This is a genomic window from Novosphingobium sp. FW305-C-111, from assembly GCF_058783565.1.
In genome coordinates this window covers 1-18174 of sequence record NZ_JBYSYP010000025.1, presented here as the reverse complement: position 1 = coordinate 18174, position 18174 = coordinate 1, and the positions used below count along the sequence as shown (strand labels likewise).

The 18174-nt window shown below is 58.9% G+C and carries 14 protein-coding genes; 1 reads left to right on the top strand and 13 read right to left on the bottom strand.

The genetic code is table 11. From position 1 onward, the window contains the following. The 3 genes from AC3WLD_RS18565 to AC3WLD_RS18555 form a co-directional block, all read right to left on the bottom strand. Window positions 1-441 (bottom strand): autoinducer binding domain-containing protein (locus AC3WLD_RS18565; RefSeq protein ID WP_492558361.1); only part of this gene is annotated, 441 nt, incomplete at its 3' end. An 86-nt stretch (window positions 442-527) separates the two neighbouring features. Beyond that, a complete protein-coding gene (locus AC3WLD_RS18560) occupies window positions 528-854 on the bottom strand; it encodes a helix-turn-helix domain-containing protein (RefSeq protein WP_017499963.1) in 327 nt (108 codons plus the stop codon). A gap of 487 nt (window positions 855-1341) precedes the next feature. Then, window positions 1342-2487: a CaiB/BaiF CoA transferase family protein gene (locus tag AC3WLD_RS18555; RefSeq protein ID WP_026108913.1), complete on the bottom strand. Its 1146-nt coding sequence runs from the start codon at window positions 2485-2487 to the stop codon at window positions 1342-1344. An 80-nt stretch (window positions 2488-2567) separates the two neighbouring features. On the opposite strand from AC3WLD_RS18555, the gene AC3WLD_RS18550 reads away from it, so the two are divergent. After that, window positions 2568-3569, top strand: coding sequence for a LysR family transcriptional regulator (locus AC3WLD_RS18550; protein ID WP_017499965.1), 1002 nt, complete (start codon window positions 2568-2570; stop codon window positions 3567-3569). A gap of 164 nt (window positions 3570-3733) precedes the next feature. Here AC3WLD_RS18550 and AC3WLD_RS18545 read toward each other — a convergent pair whose 3' ends face one another. From AC3WLD_RS18545 to AC3WLD_RS18500, 10 genes are all read right to left on the bottom strand, one after another. After that, window positions 3734-5881, bottom strand: coding sequence for a TonB-dependent receptor (locus tag AC3WLD_RS18545; protein WP_287408355.1), 2148 nt, complete (start codon window positions 5879-5881; stop codon window positions 3734-3736). A 197-nt stretch (window positions 5882-6078) separates the two neighbouring features. Next, window positions 6079-6981 carry an SDR family oxidoreductase gene (locus tag AC3WLD_RS18540; RefSeq protein ID WP_011415065.1) on the bottom strand — a complete coding sequence of 301 codons (903 nt, stop codon included), beginning with the start codon at window positions 6979-6981 and terminating at the stop codon, window positions 6079-6081. A gap of 105 nt (window positions 6982-7086) precedes the next feature. Then, entirely contained in the window at window positions 7087-8232 is a 1146-nt protein-coding gene (locus AC3WLD_RS18535) for an acyl-CoA dehydrogenase family protein (protein WP_017499968.1), read from the bottom strand. A 37-nt stretch (window positions 8233-8269) separates the two neighbouring features. Further along, the gene (locus AC3WLD_RS18530) at window positions 8270-9508 is read right to left on the bottom strand and encodes a thiolase family protein (RefSeq protein WP_011415063.1); all 1239 of its coding nucleotides are present in this window, start codon (window positions 9506-9508) and stop codon (window positions 8270-8272) included. A 43-nt stretch (window positions 9509-9551) separates the two neighbouring features. After that, the gene (locus AC3WLD_RS18525) at window positions 9552-10346 is read right to left on the bottom strand and encodes an enoyl-CoA hydratase/isomerase family protein (protein ID WP_011415062.1); all 795 of its coding nucleotides are present in this window, start codon (window positions 10344-10346) and stop codon (window positions 9552-9554) included. A 66-nt stretch (window positions 10347-10412) separates the two neighbouring features. Continuing rightward, window positions 10413-11957 (bottom strand): class I adenylate-forming enzyme family protein, encoded by a 1545-nt coding sequence (locus tag AC3WLD_RS18520; RefSeq protein ID WP_026108915.1) that lies wholly within the window; start codon window positions 11955-11957, stop codon window positions 10413-10415. 129 nt (window positions 11958-12086) lie between these two features. After that, the gene (locus tag AC3WLD_RS18515) at window positions 12087-13721 is read right to left on the bottom strand and encodes a GMC family oxidoreductase (RefSeq protein ID WP_136175472.1); all 1635 of its coding nucleotides are present in this window, start codon (window positions 13719-13721) and stop codon (window positions 12087-12089) included. A 76-nt stretch (window positions 13722-13797) separates the two neighbouring features. Continuing rightward, window positions 13798-15222, bottom strand: coding sequence for an aldehyde dehydrogenase family protein (locus tag AC3WLD_RS18510; protein ID WP_157228455.1), 1425 nt, complete (start codon window positions 15220-15222; stop codon window positions 13798-13800). Window position 15223: 1 nt separating this feature from the next. Next, window positions 15224-15367 carry a hypothetical protein gene (locus tag AC3WLD_RS18505; RefSeq protein ID WP_168196078.1) on the bottom strand — a complete coding sequence of 48 codons (144 nt, stop codon included), beginning with the start codon at window positions 15365-15367 and terminating at the stop codon, window positions 15224-15226. Window positions 15368-15453: 86 nt separating this feature from the next. Continuing rightward, on the bottom strand, window positions 15454-18063 hold the full coding sequence (locus AC3WLD_RS18500) for a TonB-dependent receptor (RefSeq protein WP_492558360.1): 2610 nt from the start codon (window positions 18061-18063) through the stop codon (window positions 15454-15456). Window positions 18064-18174 lie beyond the last annotated feature (111 nt).

Below are 18174 nucleotides of genomic sequence, written 5' to 3'. Positions count from 1 at the left end.
GATCAACCTTGCGCCATCGTGAAAGGGGGTCCCTTTTGCGCGCCGATAGGGGGTCCCGTTTGCACGCCGATTGACAACGGTGAGGCCGTTGCGCAGGCCATGACGCGCGGCTTCGCGCACGATGCGCGCCTGTCGCCGCGTGAAGCCGCCCAGCAGTCGCTCCATTTCGTGCCAGCAGAACGCCCGGCTTGTCGAGCGCGCCGCGAGCAAGGCGGGATCGTCGCGGTAATAGCCTTCGGCGACGAAAACGTCGCCCCAGCTCTGGAAATTGTCCATGCGGAAATATCGCCCACCGGGCTGAAAGAAGGCCATGCTCTGGACGATCGCGAGCCATGGGAGGCCGAGCTGGCGTGCGGCGGCCTCGCTGCAACTGAACAGCTCGCGATCACTGTTCGCGCGCCTGGCCTGCTTAATATAGGCATCGAGGTCGCGAAACGGCACCGAGGGGCACTCCTTTCGACGCGCGCGTTGCGGGCGCGTCTATCGGGCGCGTGGTTCCAGCCCACGCGCGTGCAGCCCCCGATGATTTACTTGGTCTTGCTCGGCCGCCCCGTCGGCTTGTGCGGATGGCGCCGGAGCGTCACCGCCGGGCGCGCCAGTATCGCGCCGATTTCCAGTTCGTCGTCCGAAACGATCGAGATCGATATCCGGCCGGACAAGAGATAGACGGCATTAACGCCGAGTGCCTTCGCGAGCCGCTCCATTGCTTTCAGCGTCGGGCTCGACCGGCCATTTTCGATCGCACTCAGATAAGAGCTGCTCGTGCCCGCATCATGGGCGAGCGCTTCTTGCGTGATGCGCATCGCAAGCCGCAATTTCCTGAGATTCAAACTGAAGGACTTCGACGCATCCATAAGGGCGTAAGTTCACGCCCTGCGACCATTACTCCACACTGGATACAGGTTGGAGTTATTATCTATATTATTACGTTTTTACAAATATTTAAATGAGATTCCCGAACAACGCGCACTCAACTCTGATGCGGATTCTCAGGCGCGCCAAAAGACCGCATTCGGACGGTCGAATCGGTCGATGACCGAAGCCCTCACGCCAGGACATTGGCCGTGGACGCCGCAGTGGAAATCCCATCGGCGTCGTCACATCCGGGGCGAGCATTGATTTCAAGCGCCGAGCGAATCACGATGCGAACAACGTCCCGTGGACACGTCCGCAATCGCCGTTCCGGCGTGGCGTACAGGAATCATCGGATAGTTTGACGTGCCTGTGTGTCGTTGTCTCCTTTGATTTGAATGCAGCGCAGCGAAGCGGAGCGTCGCATTGGTTCATAGTTATGAAATCACCGTTCGTGTCGGGCCGCTGGCCGCCCACCATGCCAACCGACTACTCGCAACAGTCGGTTCTGGCGGTAATCCCGCAGCGGTCCGGTTTGCTCCAGCCCCGCCGAATTGTACTCGGATCTTCATGATGCAGCGGGATCGGTCCGGGGATCGGTAGTGACGAGCCCGAAAAACGTGGCGCCGGCATTGCCTGGAGGATATTGTCGATCTCCCGATAGACGCCTCGCGCTGCCATATGAGGATGGCGCGCCGCTTCGTCCGGATCAAGCACGGGGGCAAAGCAGGCATCGCTGCCTTCCAGCAGTGTGCGCCATTCTTCCCGTGTCCGCATGGCGAATATCTCGCTAAAACGCTGCTTGAGCTCGGGCCAGGCATCACGATCATAGCCGTCGTCAAAACTGCTATCGCCGGCCAACCCCAGCTTTTTGCAAAGCAGCGCATAGAACTTGGGCTCGAGTGATCCGACTGAGATGAAATTCCCGTCGGCGCACCGATAGGTCGAGTACCAGTGAGGGCCGTCAAGGATGCTGCAGCCGCGTATGCTGGCAACCTGGCCGGCGGCCTTCAGGCTCAGGAGCAAGTTCATCATGTGAGCGCTCCCATCGACGATCGCGGCGTCAACCACTTGCCCATTCCCGGTATCCCGCGCGTGCATTGCCGCTGCGAGGACGCCGATGGCCAAATAGAGCGCTCCACCCCCAATATCGCCTACCAGGCTTGGCGGCGCCATTGGCGGTTCACCGGGATGCCCAGCATACCAAAGGGCTCCTGACAGCGCGATATAGTTGATGTCATGGCCGGCCGCTTGGGCGAGAGGTCCCTGCTGCCCCCAACCCGTCATGCGACCGAATACAAGGCGGGGGTTACGCGCTAGGCAAACCTCGGGACCAAGGCCGAGCCTCTCCATCACCCCAGGCCGCATGCCTTCGATCAGTACATCGCCCCTTTGGACGAGATCCAGGACATGCGCGACGCCTTCGGGGGACTTCAGATCCAAGGCAATTACACGTTTCCCGCGGTTCACAATGGCGCCGCTGCCAAGATCGATATTTTCGGAGTTAGGGCTTACGCGTTCAATGACGACGACATCGGCGCCAAGGTCGGCCAACAGCATTCCGCAAAACGGCGCCGGGCCGATGCCCGCAATTTCGAGTATTTTGAGGCCTGCAAGCGGACCAGTTTTCGTCATTCAGGCATACCTGCGTCTGAGACCTTGGCGCTTTGATCCAGGCCGTTTCGCCGCTCCAGATTTCGAGACGGGTTGCAGTCGTGCTGGGCGGCAGTGTCGAAAGTAAGATTGGCAAAATGACCTTGATTCGCCTAATTCATTCTCTGGAGCAATTATTCCTGTGGGGCATGTCCATGCTCGATTCTCGCCTCAAGCATGCCGTCGCGGTTGGTCAGCTTCGTTCCTTCTCCAGGGCAGCGGATGCGGTTGGTGTCACGCAGTCGGCGGTGACCAAGAGTGTCGCTGAACTCGAACGGCATCTTGGCTATTCCCTTTTCCATCGGACCTCACGGGGCGCGATGCCGACAGAGGAGGGACGCGAATTTATTGATCGCGCAGCGCGCTTGCTTGCCGACGCAGCTGAACTACTCGGAGATACAGCCCGCCGCGCCGACGCCTATGCGGGCCCGCTTCGAATCGGACTGTTCCCAGGGTCAATCGACTGGTTGCTCACCCAACCTCTGGTTTCTTTGCTGCGGCGCCATCCGGCAGTGCGCGTCGAAGTCGTTTCGGGCAACAGCGAAAGGGGCGTGCGACTCCTGTCGCGCGGCGATATCGATGTCGCCTTTGGACTTGAAGCGGCCTTTGCACGCTGGCCGGAATTCAAGTGCGAGCGGGTCGCCTCGATCGAAATACTGCCTTTTGTGCGGAACAATCATCCCATTCTGGGGATAAACCCGACCAGCAAGGAGCCGCTGGTCCAGTTCGAATTCGTAGTGCCCTCATCTTCCGAACCCTACACATCGATCATTCAGCAGATGTACGAAAAAAGCGGTAAGCGTCCCGCTGACTGGATCCACATGACAGACTATTTTCAATTGGTTCGACGGATCGTTGCCACATCCGATGCTATCGGGATGGTTGCAAAACAGTTCACCGAGAACTCATGGTTTCGCGCCAATTTCGTGGCCTTGGAGGGAATCGGTTTATTCGATCCATTGACGCTTTGTTATGCTGTGCGTAGCCGCTGGCAGGTAAAACCGGCTGGCCGTGCGCTCGTCAGCCTTGTTCGTCAGGCATGGCGCACCGCATCATCGGATTAACGGCAAGGGGGCGGGGTGCGATCGGAAATCCGCTGCATCCGTCGCGATCAGCTAGAGCATTTCGCGCAGAAGTGGGAACCGGCTTTCCGGCAGGAAATGCTCTAGCAAATTGATCTTGGGCATTTTCCGAGTTGGCGGGTGATTCCACTCGCCTCGAAAATGGCCTAGAAGCTAATCGCCACTTCTCCGCCGATGACGCGCCCCCTGTTTAGCGGTGAAAGGCTTGCACCCGTGCCCCCGAAGGCCGCCGGCAAAGGTGTATCGCCGCCAATCGTCACCTCATTCAGGAGGTTTCGGCCATAGATGGAGAAGCGCCAGTGCTTGTTGTCGGTCGCCAATGTGAGGCTCGCATCGAGCATATCGGCGCCCTGAAGGAAGCCGACGTTGTTGTCGGTGAATGCCGCCTTGTCGCGATGCGTGAAGCTGACACGCGCCGTTGCTGTCCCCAATTCGCCAAGCTGCTGATCATAAGTCAGCCCCACGCCATAGGTCCATGGCGACAGCCTTGGCAATTTGAGCGCACGATCCACATCGTTGATGACGCCATCACCGCTGAGGTCGAACTGGACGTTGCGATACTGGCCATTCACGTAGCCGAGCTGACCCGAAATCACGAGGTTGGACAAAAGAAAAAACTGCCCCTCGGCCTCGACGCCTTTGATTGTGGCGTCGGCGGTGTTCCGTATGACCTGGCTGAGGCCAAGCGGTCCGGGCAGGTTGATCTCGCGCTGCAGGTCCTTCATGCGATTGTAGAAGGCCGCCAGGTTGATCCGGTGGCGCCCGAATTGCTTCTTGGCGCCGAGTTCGAAACTGTCCTGGGTCTCTTGATTGAATGGCCCCGGCGGCACAGCGGGATCGGTGTTGCGCAAATTATATCCGCCGCTGCGGAACCCGCGCGTGTAAAGGCCATAAATCTGCGTGTCGTCATCCGGCTTCCACTGAAGGCCGATTTTCGGCGTAAACCCTCGCCATTTTGCCGCGTCGGCGAAATTGGTTGCACAGATCAGCGTGTCTAGATTGCAACCATTTGCGCGTAAGGCCGAGACCCGAACGGCTTTGCGTTCCCAACTATACCGCGCGCCGAGATTCAAGGTCAGCGTATCGGTGAAATGCCAGTCGGTCGAAGCAAAAATGCCCCATGTTGTCTGGTCTTGCGTACCCCCACCGGAAACGATCCGAGCACCGCCCAAAAGATTCCGCAGCTCGGCGTAACGAAGATCCTGGGAAAAATAGTATAGACCGGTTGTCAATTCGACGTCACCGAACCTTCCGGCATAACGAAGTTCGTCGCTGAGTTGATCCTGGTCGATTTCGAAAAAGGCATGAAAGAAGGACTGTGGTGTTCCATCGATATCAGCGCCCGCGGAGGATCGGAATTTCCGATAGCCAGCGATGTTGGTGAAGACGCCTTCGCCCAGACCGACATCGATGTTGGTTTCCACGATCGCCTGGTCCCATTTGGCATCATAGAAACCTGGGAAATTGATCGAAAACCTGAAGCTGTCGCGGGGAAACAGCGCGTGACTCTGGACAGGGGCTCCATCGCTTTCGACATCGCCATGCTCATAGCGGAGATCCATTCGGAAGCGGTCGCCACCCTTGAGCGAAAGTGCCGGGCGAATGATAAGGTCATGTGATTTACCGAAGCTGCGATTGTCGAAGCGGTTGCGAAACCAGCCATTGTCGTCGCTGTAGTAGACGGCCAATTTGGCAGCCAAAACGTCATCGACGATAGGTCCGGTAACCGTGCCGCTTACGGTCTTTTTCAGTCCCGTTTCAATGGATAGCTTGGCTTTGGCTCCAAAATCGAAGCTGGGCCGCGTGGTCCGCACAACCACGGCACCGCCGGTAACGTTGCGACCGAAAAGCAAGCCTTGCGGTCCACGCAGAACTTCGATCCCCTCAAGGTCGAAGTTGTCCAGCACGACACCAGCGTTGATGCCGAGGTAAATACCGTCAGTGAAAACGCCTACGGTGGGGTCGATCGATGGGATCGTGCTGTTGATGCCGAGGCCCCGGATAGTGAAATTGGCATAGCCCGGTGCCGTACCCACATCCTCGAGCTGGACGTTGGGAACGTCGTAGCTCAGACTTTGAAGATTCTGGACGAACTTGGCATCCAGCTGCGCTTCACCAAAAGCCGTGACCGCCATCGGTACTTTCTGCACGCTTTCGCCATAGCCCTTTTTGGTGGCGGTAACGACAATGTCCTCAGCCAGCGCTTCCGTGGCGCTCCCGGTTTGGTCGTTCGCCTGGGGCGTTGCTTCCTGGGCAAATGCTGTTCCCGAGCACAACAACGCGGCAGAAGCCAATAGACATCCTCTCATGGCTGATCCTCTCTTCCCAGGAGATATTGTGTAGTTCATGCCGTTTGGCGGCATTTGAGGGCCGTCGTCCAATTCAATTCGCTGCAGAACTATTCCTGCTGCTCATCGATATCTGGCGGCAGCACGACGCCATCGGCAGCCCGACGGCCGCTCAAAAATATCATGGTAATTCATCGGGTTGATTACGCTCTCAGCGCCCGTTCTACCGCCTCAAGGCTGTCATTCAGCCCGAGCGGGTGCTCGGCATCCGTGAAGTCGACAATTCTACCCCAGTGCCGGGCGACATCATCGAGCGTGAACGCCCTGTCCGCTCCGAAGGCGTGCCCAAGCGCGCGCTCCCACCTAAGCTTGGCGATATAGCCGGCTCCAACTTCAAAAAGCCCTTTGGTTTCGCTGCAATTCTCGTGCGCAAGCCAACCGACCAATGGACTGATCGCTTCCGCTCTGAGATTGGCGAGAAACTCTTGTGGAAAGGCAGTCGCGGTCATACGCGATGCGGCGATTGGGGCGATCGTATTAACCTGGATGTTTCTGGACCGCCCCTCCTCCGCCAGCGCGTTCGCAAGCCCCAATATTCCGAGCTTGGCTGCGGCATAGTTGGCCTGACCGAAGTTGCCGTAGATTGCGGCTGCAGACGTGGTCATGACGATGCGGCCATAGCCCTTGTCGCGCAGTATCGGCCATGCTGCCTGCGTCACTGCCCGCGTCCCATTCAGATGGACCCGCTGAAGCAGTGTCCAGTCTTCGTCGGTCATTTTGTGGAAGCTCACATCGCGCAGGATGCCGGCATTGTTGATGACGACGTCAACGGTTCCGAAGTTGTCAACCGCGGCTTGGATGATCAGCGCGCCCTCCTCGACCGACGCATAATTTGCCACCGCCTGACCGCCCGTGGCTCGAATTTCGTCGACCACATTGTCAGCGGCTGTGGAGCAGCTGCCGCTCCCTTTCTCGTCGCCACCCAGATCATTCACCACCACCTTGGCTCCGCGCCCGCCAAACATCAGCGCGTACTGGCGCCCAAGTCCGCCTCCGGCTCCGGTCACAACCACTACCCTGCCATCGAAACGAAGCTCTTCGTCCATCGCTTGTCTGCCTCTTTTACCTGAGCGACGCATCTGCGCATTTGATCCTGTGCGAGTCAGGCACGCGGCTCCATTTCCGTCGACGCTGTCGTTTTCGTCTGAGCCTTACCGAAAGGCTTGAATGCCGGTCAGGGCGCGCGAAACAACAAGCTTTTGAATCTCCGTCGTGCCATCGGGGATGGGGCAAATGATCGCCTCACGCACCAGCCGCTCAACGATGAATTCGCGGGTGACGCCGTTGCCGCCATGGATCTGAAGCGCATCGCGCGTCGCTTCGATCGCCATTTCGGTGGCGTACCACTTGGCCATCGAGCATTCCGTCTCTGCGCGCGTGCCCGCCTGGACGAGGGATATTGCCCGGTGCGTCAACAGACGGGCTGCGTCGATCTTGGTCGCCATGATGGCGATCTTGTCGGCGATCAGCTGATGGCCGGCGATCTTCTTGCCATGCTGCGCGCGATCGCGAGCGTACGCGATCGCCTCATCCATTGCTCGCCGTGCGATGCCGATACTCCACATCGCCATATGGCAGCGGGCAATCTCGAACACTTGCAACGTATTGCGCAATCCATCGCCGACCCGGCCGATCGTGTTTGCCACCGGTACGCGGCAATCGGACAGGAATATCTGTGCAGTCGATTGGCCGTTGAGCGCCATCTTCTGGATATCGCGCACCTCATACTCACTCTCGTCACGATCGACCAGGATGTGAGTGACTTCATTTTCGCCAGTCTTGCACGTACAGATGAAGATGTCCGAGTAGGCTCCGTTGGTGATCCAGGTCTTTTCGCCATTGATGACCCAGAAATCGCCGTCTCGTACGGCGCGTGTCTTGATGGCGGCGACGTCCGAGCCGACATCGGGCTCCGAGATGCCGAGCGAAACGAACTTCTCGGCCGCGACGAGGTCGGCAAGATAGCGTTGCTTGATCGTCTCCGGGGCGAAGCGGCGGATGAGTTCTGCGCCAACCGCGTTGATGAAGCCGGGTATGGCCACATCGAGCGAGGAATAGGCGATCTCCTCGAAAATGAGCAGATGAGTGAGCCATCCCATATCAAGCCCGCCCCATTGCTCCTGATGCGGTGCGGTAATATGGCCATAGCCGGTCAGTGCTTGAGTCCATTCCTTCATGAGCGGTTTGGGGATGAATCGCTCCCCATGCCGGCGGATTTCCGGCTCAAGCTTGTTGTCGAGAAAGCGGCGGACGGTTTCCACCGCCATGCGTTGTTCATCGGACAGCTCAAAGTTCATATCGTGACCCTGTGTTTCCCTAGGCGCGCTCTGACAACTACCGGCCCAGGATCGTGACGGCGACCACCGCCTCTTCCACCCCGATGACACCTCCGCCGTTCTGCGCGATCGCGAACCGGGCATTCGGAACCTGTCGATCTTCCGCCTCGCCGCGCAATTGCAGCGCAAGCTCGTAGATTTGGCCGAGCCCGGTGGCGCCGATCGGATGTCCCTTGCATTCAAGCCCGCCCGACGTGTTTACCGGAATACGCCCACCCAGCGCCGTCTCACCGCGCTCTGCCGCGAGTCCGCCCTCGCCAGGCGGCGTCAGGCCGAGCGCCTCGATTTCAATGATCTCGCCAACCGCCGTGGCGTCATGCACCTCCGCGACGCCAATATCTTCTGGCCCCACGCCGGCCATCGCATAGGCCCGGTTCGCCGCAAGGCGGCTGACATGGTGGTCATAATCAAAGGGATCGCGCGCGGCGCCGGTTTGCAGCACAGACGCCAGGATTCTTAGCGCCCTGTCCGGGGCTGCCGACAGTTTGCGCCGACCGGCTTCGCTGCAGATGATCGCAGCGGCGGCGCCGTCGCTGATCGGGGAGCACATCGGCAGTGTGAACGGGTAAACGATCGGAGGCGCAGCGAGTACACTTTCGACGGTATATGGGAGGCGATACTGGGCAAGCAGATTGCGCGTCGAATGCATGTGATTTTTCGCCGAGACGGCCGCGATTTGCGCTTGCGTCGAGCCGTAGGTCTTCATGTGCGCGCGTGCCATCGCGGCGTATACATCCATGAAAACGCTGTAAGGCTGACTCGATGTCGTTCCTTCCGGAACATCGACGCCATTGCCCATGGCCAGCAGCTGCGCGCGGCCCGACTCGGTTTCATGCACGTCCCAAGCGCCATCGAATGCACTGAACATGAGCGCCTTGTCGGGCGAGTACATCTTCTCCGCGCCGAGCGCGAGTACGACATCCGCTGCCCCCGATCGAACATAGGCGGCGGCCATGTGCAAGGCCGTGGAAGCCGTCGCACATGCGTTTTCGACATTCACCACGGGAACGCTTGAGATGCCCATCGCTCGCGCCACGATTTCGCCGCGGATCATGTCCTGGCCCTCCATATGCCCCTGGACGCAATTGCCGAAGAAGATGGCTTCGACATCGCCGGCGGTGCATCCTGCGTCGGAAAAGGCCTGCGACGAAGCTTCGGCGCAGAGCATTTTCAGGCTCTTGTCGAACTGTTTTCCGAACGGGGTCATCCCAACCCCCATGACGAATATGTCGGTCATTCGTTGATCCATTCTTCCAATGTGTTCCGCATCCGATCAGGTCTCACCGGTCGGAAAAATCGGGCTTCCGCTTCTCCCGGAATGCCGCCAGTCCTTCGACAATGTCGTTGGACAAGGCGTAAGCAGCCATGGTTTCGAGTTCCTGACGCAGCCCGACTTCGAGCGAGCTATCCTGCGCAGCGCGGACTAGCTGCTTCATGTAGGCGAGCCCTGGCCGGCTCTTTTCTGCAAGAGATTCTACCAGCGCTTGCGCTGCCGCAATGAGATCCTCGGGAGCAACCAGTTGGGTCACGAGTCCGGCTTCCTTCATCTCGGCAGCCGAGATGGTCCCGCCGGTCATCATCAGATGTTTCGCACGCGCTTCGCCGATCTTCCTAGGGAGTCGAACCGACCCTCCACCGCCGGGCAACAGGCCGTAATTTGCATGGGCGTCGCCAAATCTGGCCGGGTGCGCGGCAATGACGAGATCACAGCACAACACCAGTTCCAAGCCGCCGGCGAGCGTAAGGCCGTTGACCGCCGCAATTATCGGAAGGCGCGACGTCTCGATCCTGTTAAAAGCCTGACCGAGCGGCGGCAGAAACAGATTTAAGCGTTCGGCGAGAGTTTGTCCGCCTGTTCCATCGCCAATTGCGAGCAGATCCGCGCCAGCGCAAAACGCCCGTCCGGCGCCGGTAAGAATGCAAGCGCGCACCGTCGCATCTGCTTCCGCTGCCTCGATCGCTGCGGCGAGTTCCTCGGCCAAAGCCAACGACAGACTGTTCAACGCTGCCGGCCGGTTGAGGGTCACCCAAAGCGCTGGGCCGCGTTGCTCAACCAGGATGTATTCATAGTCCATTGCAGTCTCCCGCGCGCCGGCAGGCGGTCACCGGAATAGAGGATGTGGCTAGGATGGCTGCGTCGGTCATGCCCCCGAAATGCGCCGGTCCTGGCCCGCCCAATAGGGCTCTCGAAGCTTTGAACGAAGCACCTTTCCGACATTGCTCAACGGCAGTGGCTCGGCGGTAAAAACGACCTTGCTTGGCTTTTTTGCGGAGCCCAGACGCTGGCGCACCAAATCTATTATCTCGGTCTCCGTGATTTGTGCTCCGGGCTTGACACGCACCATTGCAAGCGGCGTTTCACCCCATTTTTCATGGGGCACGCCAAAGACCGCGACCTCGAGTACACCGGGATGGTCGGCAATTACGTTTTCGATTTCGGTGGGATAGATATTGAAGCCGCCTGACACGATCATGTCGTTGTTGCGATCGAGCAGATACAAAAATCCGTTTGTGTCGATCATGCCGACATCGCCGGTTTTGACCCAGCCATCTTCCATGCGCCGGGCGGTTTCCTCCGGATCGTTCCAGAATTCCTCCATCTGGCCATTTTCGAACCGTGCGACGATCTCGCCGGGCTCGTTTGGTCCCAGCACCTTTCCGTCCTCGTTACGGATTTCGATATCGGCGCCACTCATGGGACGTCCGACCGCCCGAATTGGGGCAGAACCTTCAAATTCGCCGAACCACTCGTTGGGCCCCATAGACGCGATGGGCAGGATTTCGGTCTGTCCATAGCCCGAATGAAGAACATGATTCCCGAATATCTGGCACGACTTGCGAAGCGTCGGCTCGGAGATCGGCGCTGAAGCACTCAGCAGAAACTTCAAATTCGGAAAGTGGCGGCCATATGCCCCGTCGTGATGCACTATGGCATTGAGCATGGTGGGGGCTACAAAGGCATGGCTGATCCGTTCCTGCTCGAGAGTGTCAAGAAAGGACGCTGGATCGAAGCCGTCCATCATCACGTTGCGGGCGCCGCAATACCAGGCCGGCACGAACAGGAAGCCCGATGCATGGGACAACGGGCCGACATGCAGAATGGCATCCCCTGGGGCCACTTGGGGGCCGATGCTGAAAAATGCGGCGGAGATCGTCATCCATGAACGGTGCCGATAGGCAACGCCCTTGGGTTTGCCCGTCGTGCCGCCGGTGTGGCGGATGACACAATAGTCCTCCGGCGCGACGACGGGATCAGGATCCCGGTCCGAGGCTGTCGCCAACCAATTCTCATAGTTGTGATCGCGGATAATGATCCGCTCAAGCGTCGGAGCTTGGGCATCCAGCCCCGCCAACTCCGAAGCCAATGCCTCATCGACCAGCGCCAACCGAGATCCGGTACTCGCGATCATATGGGCGTGCGCTTCACATCGGTTGCGCGCATAGAGAGGAACACGCGTATAGTTTCCAATGGCAGCCGCCAGTATGATGTCGGCGGCCTCGATGGAGTTCTTCTCCAGCGTAGCAATCCGGTCACCCGGTTGAAGGCCGCACTCCGCAAGAGCATTTGCGAGCTTCACGCCGCGCAACCAGGCTTCCGAGAAAGTCAACCGCCTGTGGCCGTGAACGAGAGCCTCTTGCTGGGCGAAATAACGTGCGGCGCGACGTATTTGCGTACGGACGTCCATCAGCCGCGCTCCTCTAAGGCGCTCGCCCACAATGGCGCAGTCGACACATAATAAACTGACATGCGATAGGCCTCTCCGGACTTCTTTTCGTAAGCATCTGTGTCTGCAGCATTGATCCAATCGTCCAATTCAATATTCTGCGATGCTATTCTTGCTGCTCATATTATCGTGCCGGATCATGTCGGCGGCTTTCTCGCCGATCATGATGCAGGTTGCATTGGTGTTGCCGTTGACGACTGATGGCATGATCGAGGCATCGGCCACGCGGATATTTGCGAGGCCGTGAACGCGCAGGCGGTTGTCGACCACCGCCATCTCGTCGGTGCCCATCTTGCATGTTCCCACCGGATGATAAGCATGATTGGCTTCTGCCCGGATATAGGCGTCGATCTCTTCATCAGTTTCAAGGTAGCGGTCAGGATAGAGAGGCCGTTTCATCATCGCCTTCATGCGATCCGAATGCAGGATCTCCTGCACGACACGGAAGGCATTGCGCAACGTCTTGAGGTCGTCGGGATGACTCAAGAGATTGAGGTCAATCTTGGGATCGGATTCGGGGTTTGAGTCATGTAAGGCAACCCAGCCGCGGCTCTTTGGGCGCCCAATATTGAGAATGATCGTATAGCCCCATTTCGTCATCAGCTTGTAGTCGCGCGCATGGTCGCGATAGGCGAGCGGCACGACATGGACCTGGCAGTCCGCCCGGTTCTGCCCCGGCGCGGATCGCAAGAAACCGCCTGCAGCCGTGGGCGGCGATGCCAGCCAGCTTTTCCTTTGCGTGAGATACTGGAATAGGTCTCGCACGGTCTTGAGCGCGCCAACGACATTGAGTGCGATCCCGAGCCGCTTCTTCGACTGGTAGACCAGCATCAGGTCAGGATGGTCGTGAAGATTCTGGCCGACACCGGGAATATCATGAATCACTTCGATTCCATGCTTCTCCAACTCATCACGCGGTCCGATACCGGAAAGCATCAACAGTTGGGGCGAATTATAGGCGCCGCCGCTGACAATGACTTCCTTTTCGCACGGGATCGTCTTCAACTGCCCGTCCTGGGAATACTCGACTGCCACCGCGCGGTTGCCCTCAAACCTGATACGATGGACGCGGGCATGTACTTCGACGCGGAGGTTGCCGCGCCTGCCCATCACCGGATCAAGGTAACACGCCTTCACGCTGGCGCGCTTCCCGTCCTTCACGGTAAACTGATAGATGCCGACACCTTCCTGGCTGGCACCATTGAAGTCCGGATTGGCTTGATGGTCCAGTCCAGTCGCCGCCTCGATGAAAGCATCATAGACATCGAATTCGCGCTTGCCGTTGGATACGTGAAGCGGTCCCGACGAGCCGTGAAACTCATCCTCACCGCGCTCATTATTCTCAGCCTTGCGGAAATAGGGCAGGACATCGTTGTAACCCCAGCCGTCGTTGCCGAGTTCGGCCCAGTGGTCGAAATCCGACCGGTCGCCGCGGATATAGACCATCCCGTTCATACCGCTCGATCCACCCAGCATCTTCCCGCGCGGATTGTAGAGGCGGCGGTCGTTGAGCGCCTTTGAAGGGTCGGTGTTGAACCGCCAGTTGAGCGTATTGATCCGATAGTCTTGGATCAGCGCCGCAAAAGCGCCGGGCGTGGACACAAGCGGCGAGGTGCCTGGGCCGCCTGCCTCGAGCAGGCAAACGGTGACATCGGGGTCCTCGGACAACCGGCTGGCGATAACGCCGCCCGACGACCCACCTCCAATAATTACATAGTCAGCCATTTGCTTCCCTTGTCATTCGACCCATGCTGGCGACCCGGCGTCATGCAACATGCCAGCATCAACCGCCGCAGCCACGTCAGAGGATCTTTTCGAAGATGTTGAGTAGTCCTTCGGTCTTGCTCGAATAGGGTGGCAGAAGTTGACCAAGCAGGCTGAGTTTCGGCTGAGAGAACACCGGCTTGTAATGAGTGAAGCGCTCGAAACTGGCGACGCCGGTATAGGCACCGATGCCGCTCTGTCCGATGCCACCGAAAGGCAGCCGGCGCTGGAAGACGTGCATGACCGTGCCGTTGAGAGTCACGCCGCCAGCGTGCGTTTCGGAAATGATCTTGCGCCGTTCCTCACTTTCGTCGCCAAAATAATAGAGCGCCAGCGGGCGCTCATGCCGGTTTACGTAGCGAATGAGCTCGTCTTCGGAGCGATATGGCATGATCGGCAGGATCGGTCCGAAAATCTCCTCCTGCATCATCGCCATGTCATCGGTAACGTCGAGAACCGCCAACGGCACGATCCGATGCCGTTCAGGAAGCGTTCCATCGCCGTTGTCCGAGAGGTTGAGCACCGTCGCGCCCTTGGCTTCGGCATCATCGAGCAAACCTTGGAGCCGCGCGAACTGTCGGTCATTGATGATACTGGTGAAATCGGGGTTGCTTGCCGCGTTGGGGTAGCATTTGGCAACCTGAGCGCGGAGTGCGGCGACGAAGCTTTCCATCTGATCGACATGGACGAAGGCATAGTCAGCGGCGATGCAGGTCTGGCCGGCGTTGAGCAGCTTGCCGAACACTAAGCTTTCACAGACTTGTGCAAGCGATGCACCCTTGCCCACGATGGCAGGGCATTTGCCGCCAAGTTCCAGAGTAACAGGTGTAAGGTTGGCAGCCGCCGCTTCATAGACTTTGCGGCCAACCGCGGGTGAACCGGTGAAGAGAATATGGTCGAAAGGTAGGGCCGTCATCGCCTGTGCCATGTCGGGCCCGCCCTGGACAATCGCGAATTCCTCTTCGGCGAAATACCGGCGCACAAGCCGCTCGCTGGCTTCGGCGGCGTTGGCGGAAACTTCGCTCGGCTTTGCGATCACGCGGTTGCCGGCCGCCAATGCACCGGCCGCGCCAACGAATATGGTGCCGAGCGGATAGTTCCACGTGCCGAGAACGCCCACCACACCTAGGGGCTGGGGGACCAGGCGCGATGAACCGGGAAGGCCGAAGATGTCAGTCTTCACCCGCCGCGGCCTCAGCCACGTCTTCAGATTGCGGCGCGCAAATTTAATTTCCGATATGCCAAGCATCAGGTCGAGCAGGATAGTCTCGTAGCGGGATCGAATGCCGAAATCGGCGGCAACGGCATCGACCAATTCGTCTCTGTGCTGCTCAAATATCCGGCCAAGGCGCCCGAGCAGGTCCATGCGTTCTTCGTAGCTGCGCGAAACCTGCTCACGCGTCCCTTCGCGTTGGGTCGCGAAAATTCGTTCCAGCTCAGTTCTGTTCCGAGACGCATCCACGTTAAATCGTCCGGAGGCGCGCTGGCCGCTCGGCGCTGCTCGCCTGGGCGGTGCTTTCAGCTGCGCCGATCTCAGTGATCACAGCGCGCTCGATTCTGTACGCCGTGCCGATGAATGAGGGACCGTTGCCGGTGGAACGCATCATGGATACTCCTCGGTCTGAAAGTCAGGTCGAAAAAATCGGGGGCAGCGGGCGGGAGAGGATGCCCGCCGCCCCCGTCGCAGCAGCGATCAGAACTTGACTGTCGCTTCGACGCCATAAGTGCGCGGCATGCCGCGGTTCAGATAATCGTAGCCGAACACGTTGAGGTTGAGGCCGTAGGTGTAGTAATATTTGTCGAACAGATTCTTCGCCCACAAGCTAACCGACATATTGTCGTGCGCATAGGTTAATCGCGCATTGGCGAGCCAGTAGCCCGGATTTGCGCATGTAATCGCCTTACCCGCGAGCGTTATGTTCGATCCCGCTGGGGGTGTATCGCACGGTGTCTGCCCATAATTCTTGAACGGATCAAAATAGTACTTGCCCATGTAGGACGCATCACCGCGCAAGGTCAGCTTGTTGGTGCCGTCATCGATCATATCCCAGTCGAATCCGGCCTGGAACGTAACCTCCGGCGCGTTCGGGAAGGGATTGCCGTTGACGTTCAATGTCGGGCTGGCCGGGTTTGCCGGATCGATCACATTGCCTTTGTACTTGCTGTTGAGATAGCCCAGCGAAGCATCGAAACGCAACGTATCGGCCACCTGCCAGGCGAGTTCGGCCTCGCCACCGAACAGGCGACCATTGGCGCTGCGCGTGAAGGTTGTAGCGCCGACCACCTGCGTTACTTGGTGATTCGAATACTCGTAGTAGAAGCCCGCGAGGTTAAGTTGGACGCGGCGATCGAACAGCCGGGTTTTGAGCCCCGCCTCATATGCATTCACCTTTTCAGGCTGGATATAATAGACTTGATTGACGCCCTGATAGGCAAGCCCGTTGAAGCTGCCGCTGCGGTAACCGCGACTGTACTGGAGATAGCCCATGATATCATCGGCGAACTCATAGCTGACATTGATACGGCCGGTTAGCCTGTTTGCCTTTTCGCGCTGCTCAAGCGGCGCGAGATTGGGGTTGTATGGATTGCTGTAGGGGATCAGGTTGACAACCGGCGTCGTACCGTCGAGCGCATAGAGGAAAGTGCTGCCGTTAAGGTAATTGACCTTATCCTGGGTGTAGCGTGCACCCACCGCCACGGTCAGCCGCTCGGTCGCTTTCCAGGTTACGTCGCCGTAGATCGCCTTCGAGGGGCGCGACACGTCAAAACGCTGTTCGCCGAGGATCGGGGTGAACGGAGGCGCGCCTGCCCCGGCGCAGCCCGCCGAAAAGCTACCCCCCATGCCGCCATTGCCCGTATTATTGATCGCGATGTCGGTCTGGAGTGCAATCAGCGAGCGTGCATCAAGGAAGCCGTTGGGATTGATCTCGATCGCGTCGCAGAATCCGGCATCGCCAGGCCCCAACGCCGGATTGGCGGCAAAGGCTGGGATATAGCGGATCGCGTCGGGCGTTCCGATTGCGGCGTTATTGTAGCTGCCCGGAAGACCGGCGCCAAGCAGCAGCGGCCTCAGCGCCCCGAAAAAGTCCGGGTAGTTGACCGTCTTGACCTTGTCCCTGCCATAATAAAGGCCGGCAATGATATCGAGGCGGTCGTTCGAATAGCTGAAACGCAGGTCCTGGTTGAAATTCTTGCTCGTCGACGTGAGGCCGATCGAGCAGAGATCGGCTGGGCCGCCATCGCAATCATCAGGATTGTTGATATAGTCGCCGGTGTCGTAGCCGGTAATCGAGGTGACGGAGAATTGGTCGCTGACATCCCATTTGATGTTGAGGGCTATCCCTTTCGACTTGCTGATGTTCTTACCTACCCGATCAACTGCGACCTCATTGTCACGCAGCAACCGCCCGCCTAGGAAAGGTTGCGGATCGTAACGCGAATAGCCGAGCGCATCCTGCCCGCCCGCGAGTTGACCACCTGCATAGGGCGCGGTGCCCCATGGATCGTCCTTCGCGGCATAGAGCTTCAAATTGATGTCGAGATCGGGATCGGGCCGGAAGCGGATCGAGATGCGACCGCCGATCGTATCGGTGGTCCCTAGGTCGCGCTCATTCCCAGGCAGTACATTGCGCTGCCAACCATCCCCTTTTGCAAAAGTACCGGCGACGCGGACGCCCAAGATGTCGGGAACCAGCGTCGCTTCAGCGGCGCCCTGCACCGTGAAAGTGTCGTAATTGGCATAGCCGGCGGTCAGATAGCCATTGGCCTCTCCCAGATCCGGCTTGCGCGTGAAGAAGCTGATCGCGCCACCCGTGGTGTTGCGACCGTAGAGTGTTCCTTGCGGTCCGCGCAGTACCTCGACCCGGTCGATGTCATAGAGTTGCAGGCCATGGCTCGCCCGGAAGCTCTGATAGACTTCATCGACATAGACGCCAACCGGCGACGCAGTGGAGGCGGAAAATTCGTTCGCCACTGAAATCCCGCGCAGCGAGAAATTCGGTTGGGTGCGACCATAGGGAGTGGTGACTTGCAGGCTGGGGATCGCGCCCATCAAGTCTGAGGTCTCCGTGATGCCGCGCGTGCGCAGCGTCTCGCCGCCTATGGCGGAAACGGCGGCTGGAACATCCTGCAAATTCTGTTCGCGCTTCTGCGCCGTGACGACGATTGTCTCAAGGCCACCTTCCTGCGCCTCGGGCTTTTCGCCCTGCGATGCAGCGTCCTGGGCATGTGCCGGCACTGCAAGCGCACACGCGATCGATAGCGCGGTGGCACAAAGCAAATTTGTCCTAAAGGCTGTGACCATGACTGTCCTCCCCACGGCATTTTTTGATTTGGCGCCATTTGCCGCGCCTTGGGGCTCATCGTCCAATTCAATTTGTTGGCGAACTATTCCTCCCACTCATTGATTAAGGAC

Bases quoted from the DNA above. Each gene is read 5' to 3' on its own strand.
- AC3WLD_RS18530 (WP_011415063.1), bottom strand. From the start codon at position 9,508: ATGACCGACATATTCGTCATGGGGGTTGGGATGACCCCGTTCGGAAAA.
- AC3WLD_RS18520 (WP_026108915.1), bottom strand. From the start codon at position 11,957: ATGGACGTCCGTACGCAAATACGTCGCGCCGCACGTTATTTCGCCCAG.
- AC3WLD_RS18505 (WP_168196078.1), bottom strand. From the start codon at position 15,367: ATGATGCGTTCCACCGGCAACGGTCCCTCATTCATCGGCACGGCGTAC.
- AC3WLD_RS18500 (WP_492558360.1), bottom strand. From the start codon at position 18,063: ATGGTCACAGCCTTTAGGACAAATTTGCTTTGTGCCACCGCGCTATCG.
- AC3WLD_RS18535 (WP_017499968.1), bottom strand. From the start codon at position 8,232: ATGAACTTTGAGCTGTCCGATGAACAACGCATGGCGGTGGAAACCGTC.
- AC3WLD_RS18540 (WP_011415065.1), bottom strand. From the start codon at position 6,981: ATGGACGAAGAGCTTCGTTTCGATGGCAGGGTAGTGGTTGTGACCGGA.
- AC3WLD_RS18560 (WP_017499963.1), bottom strand. From the start codon at position 854: ATGGATGCGTCGAAGTCCTTCAGTTTGAATCTCAGGAAATTGCGGCTT.
- AC3WLD_RS18525 (WP_011415062.1), bottom strand. From the start codon at position 10,346: ATGGACTATGAATACATCCTGGTTGAGCAACGCGGCCCAGCGCTTTGG.
- AC3WLD_RS18515 (WP_136175472.1), bottom strand. From the start codon at position 13,721: ATGGCTGACTATGTAATTATTGGAGGTGGGTCGTCGGGCGGCGTTATC.
- AC3WLD_RS18555 (WP_026108913.1), bottom strand. From the start codon at position 2,487: ATGACGAAAACTGGTCCGCTTGCAGGCCTCAAAATACTCGAAATTGCG.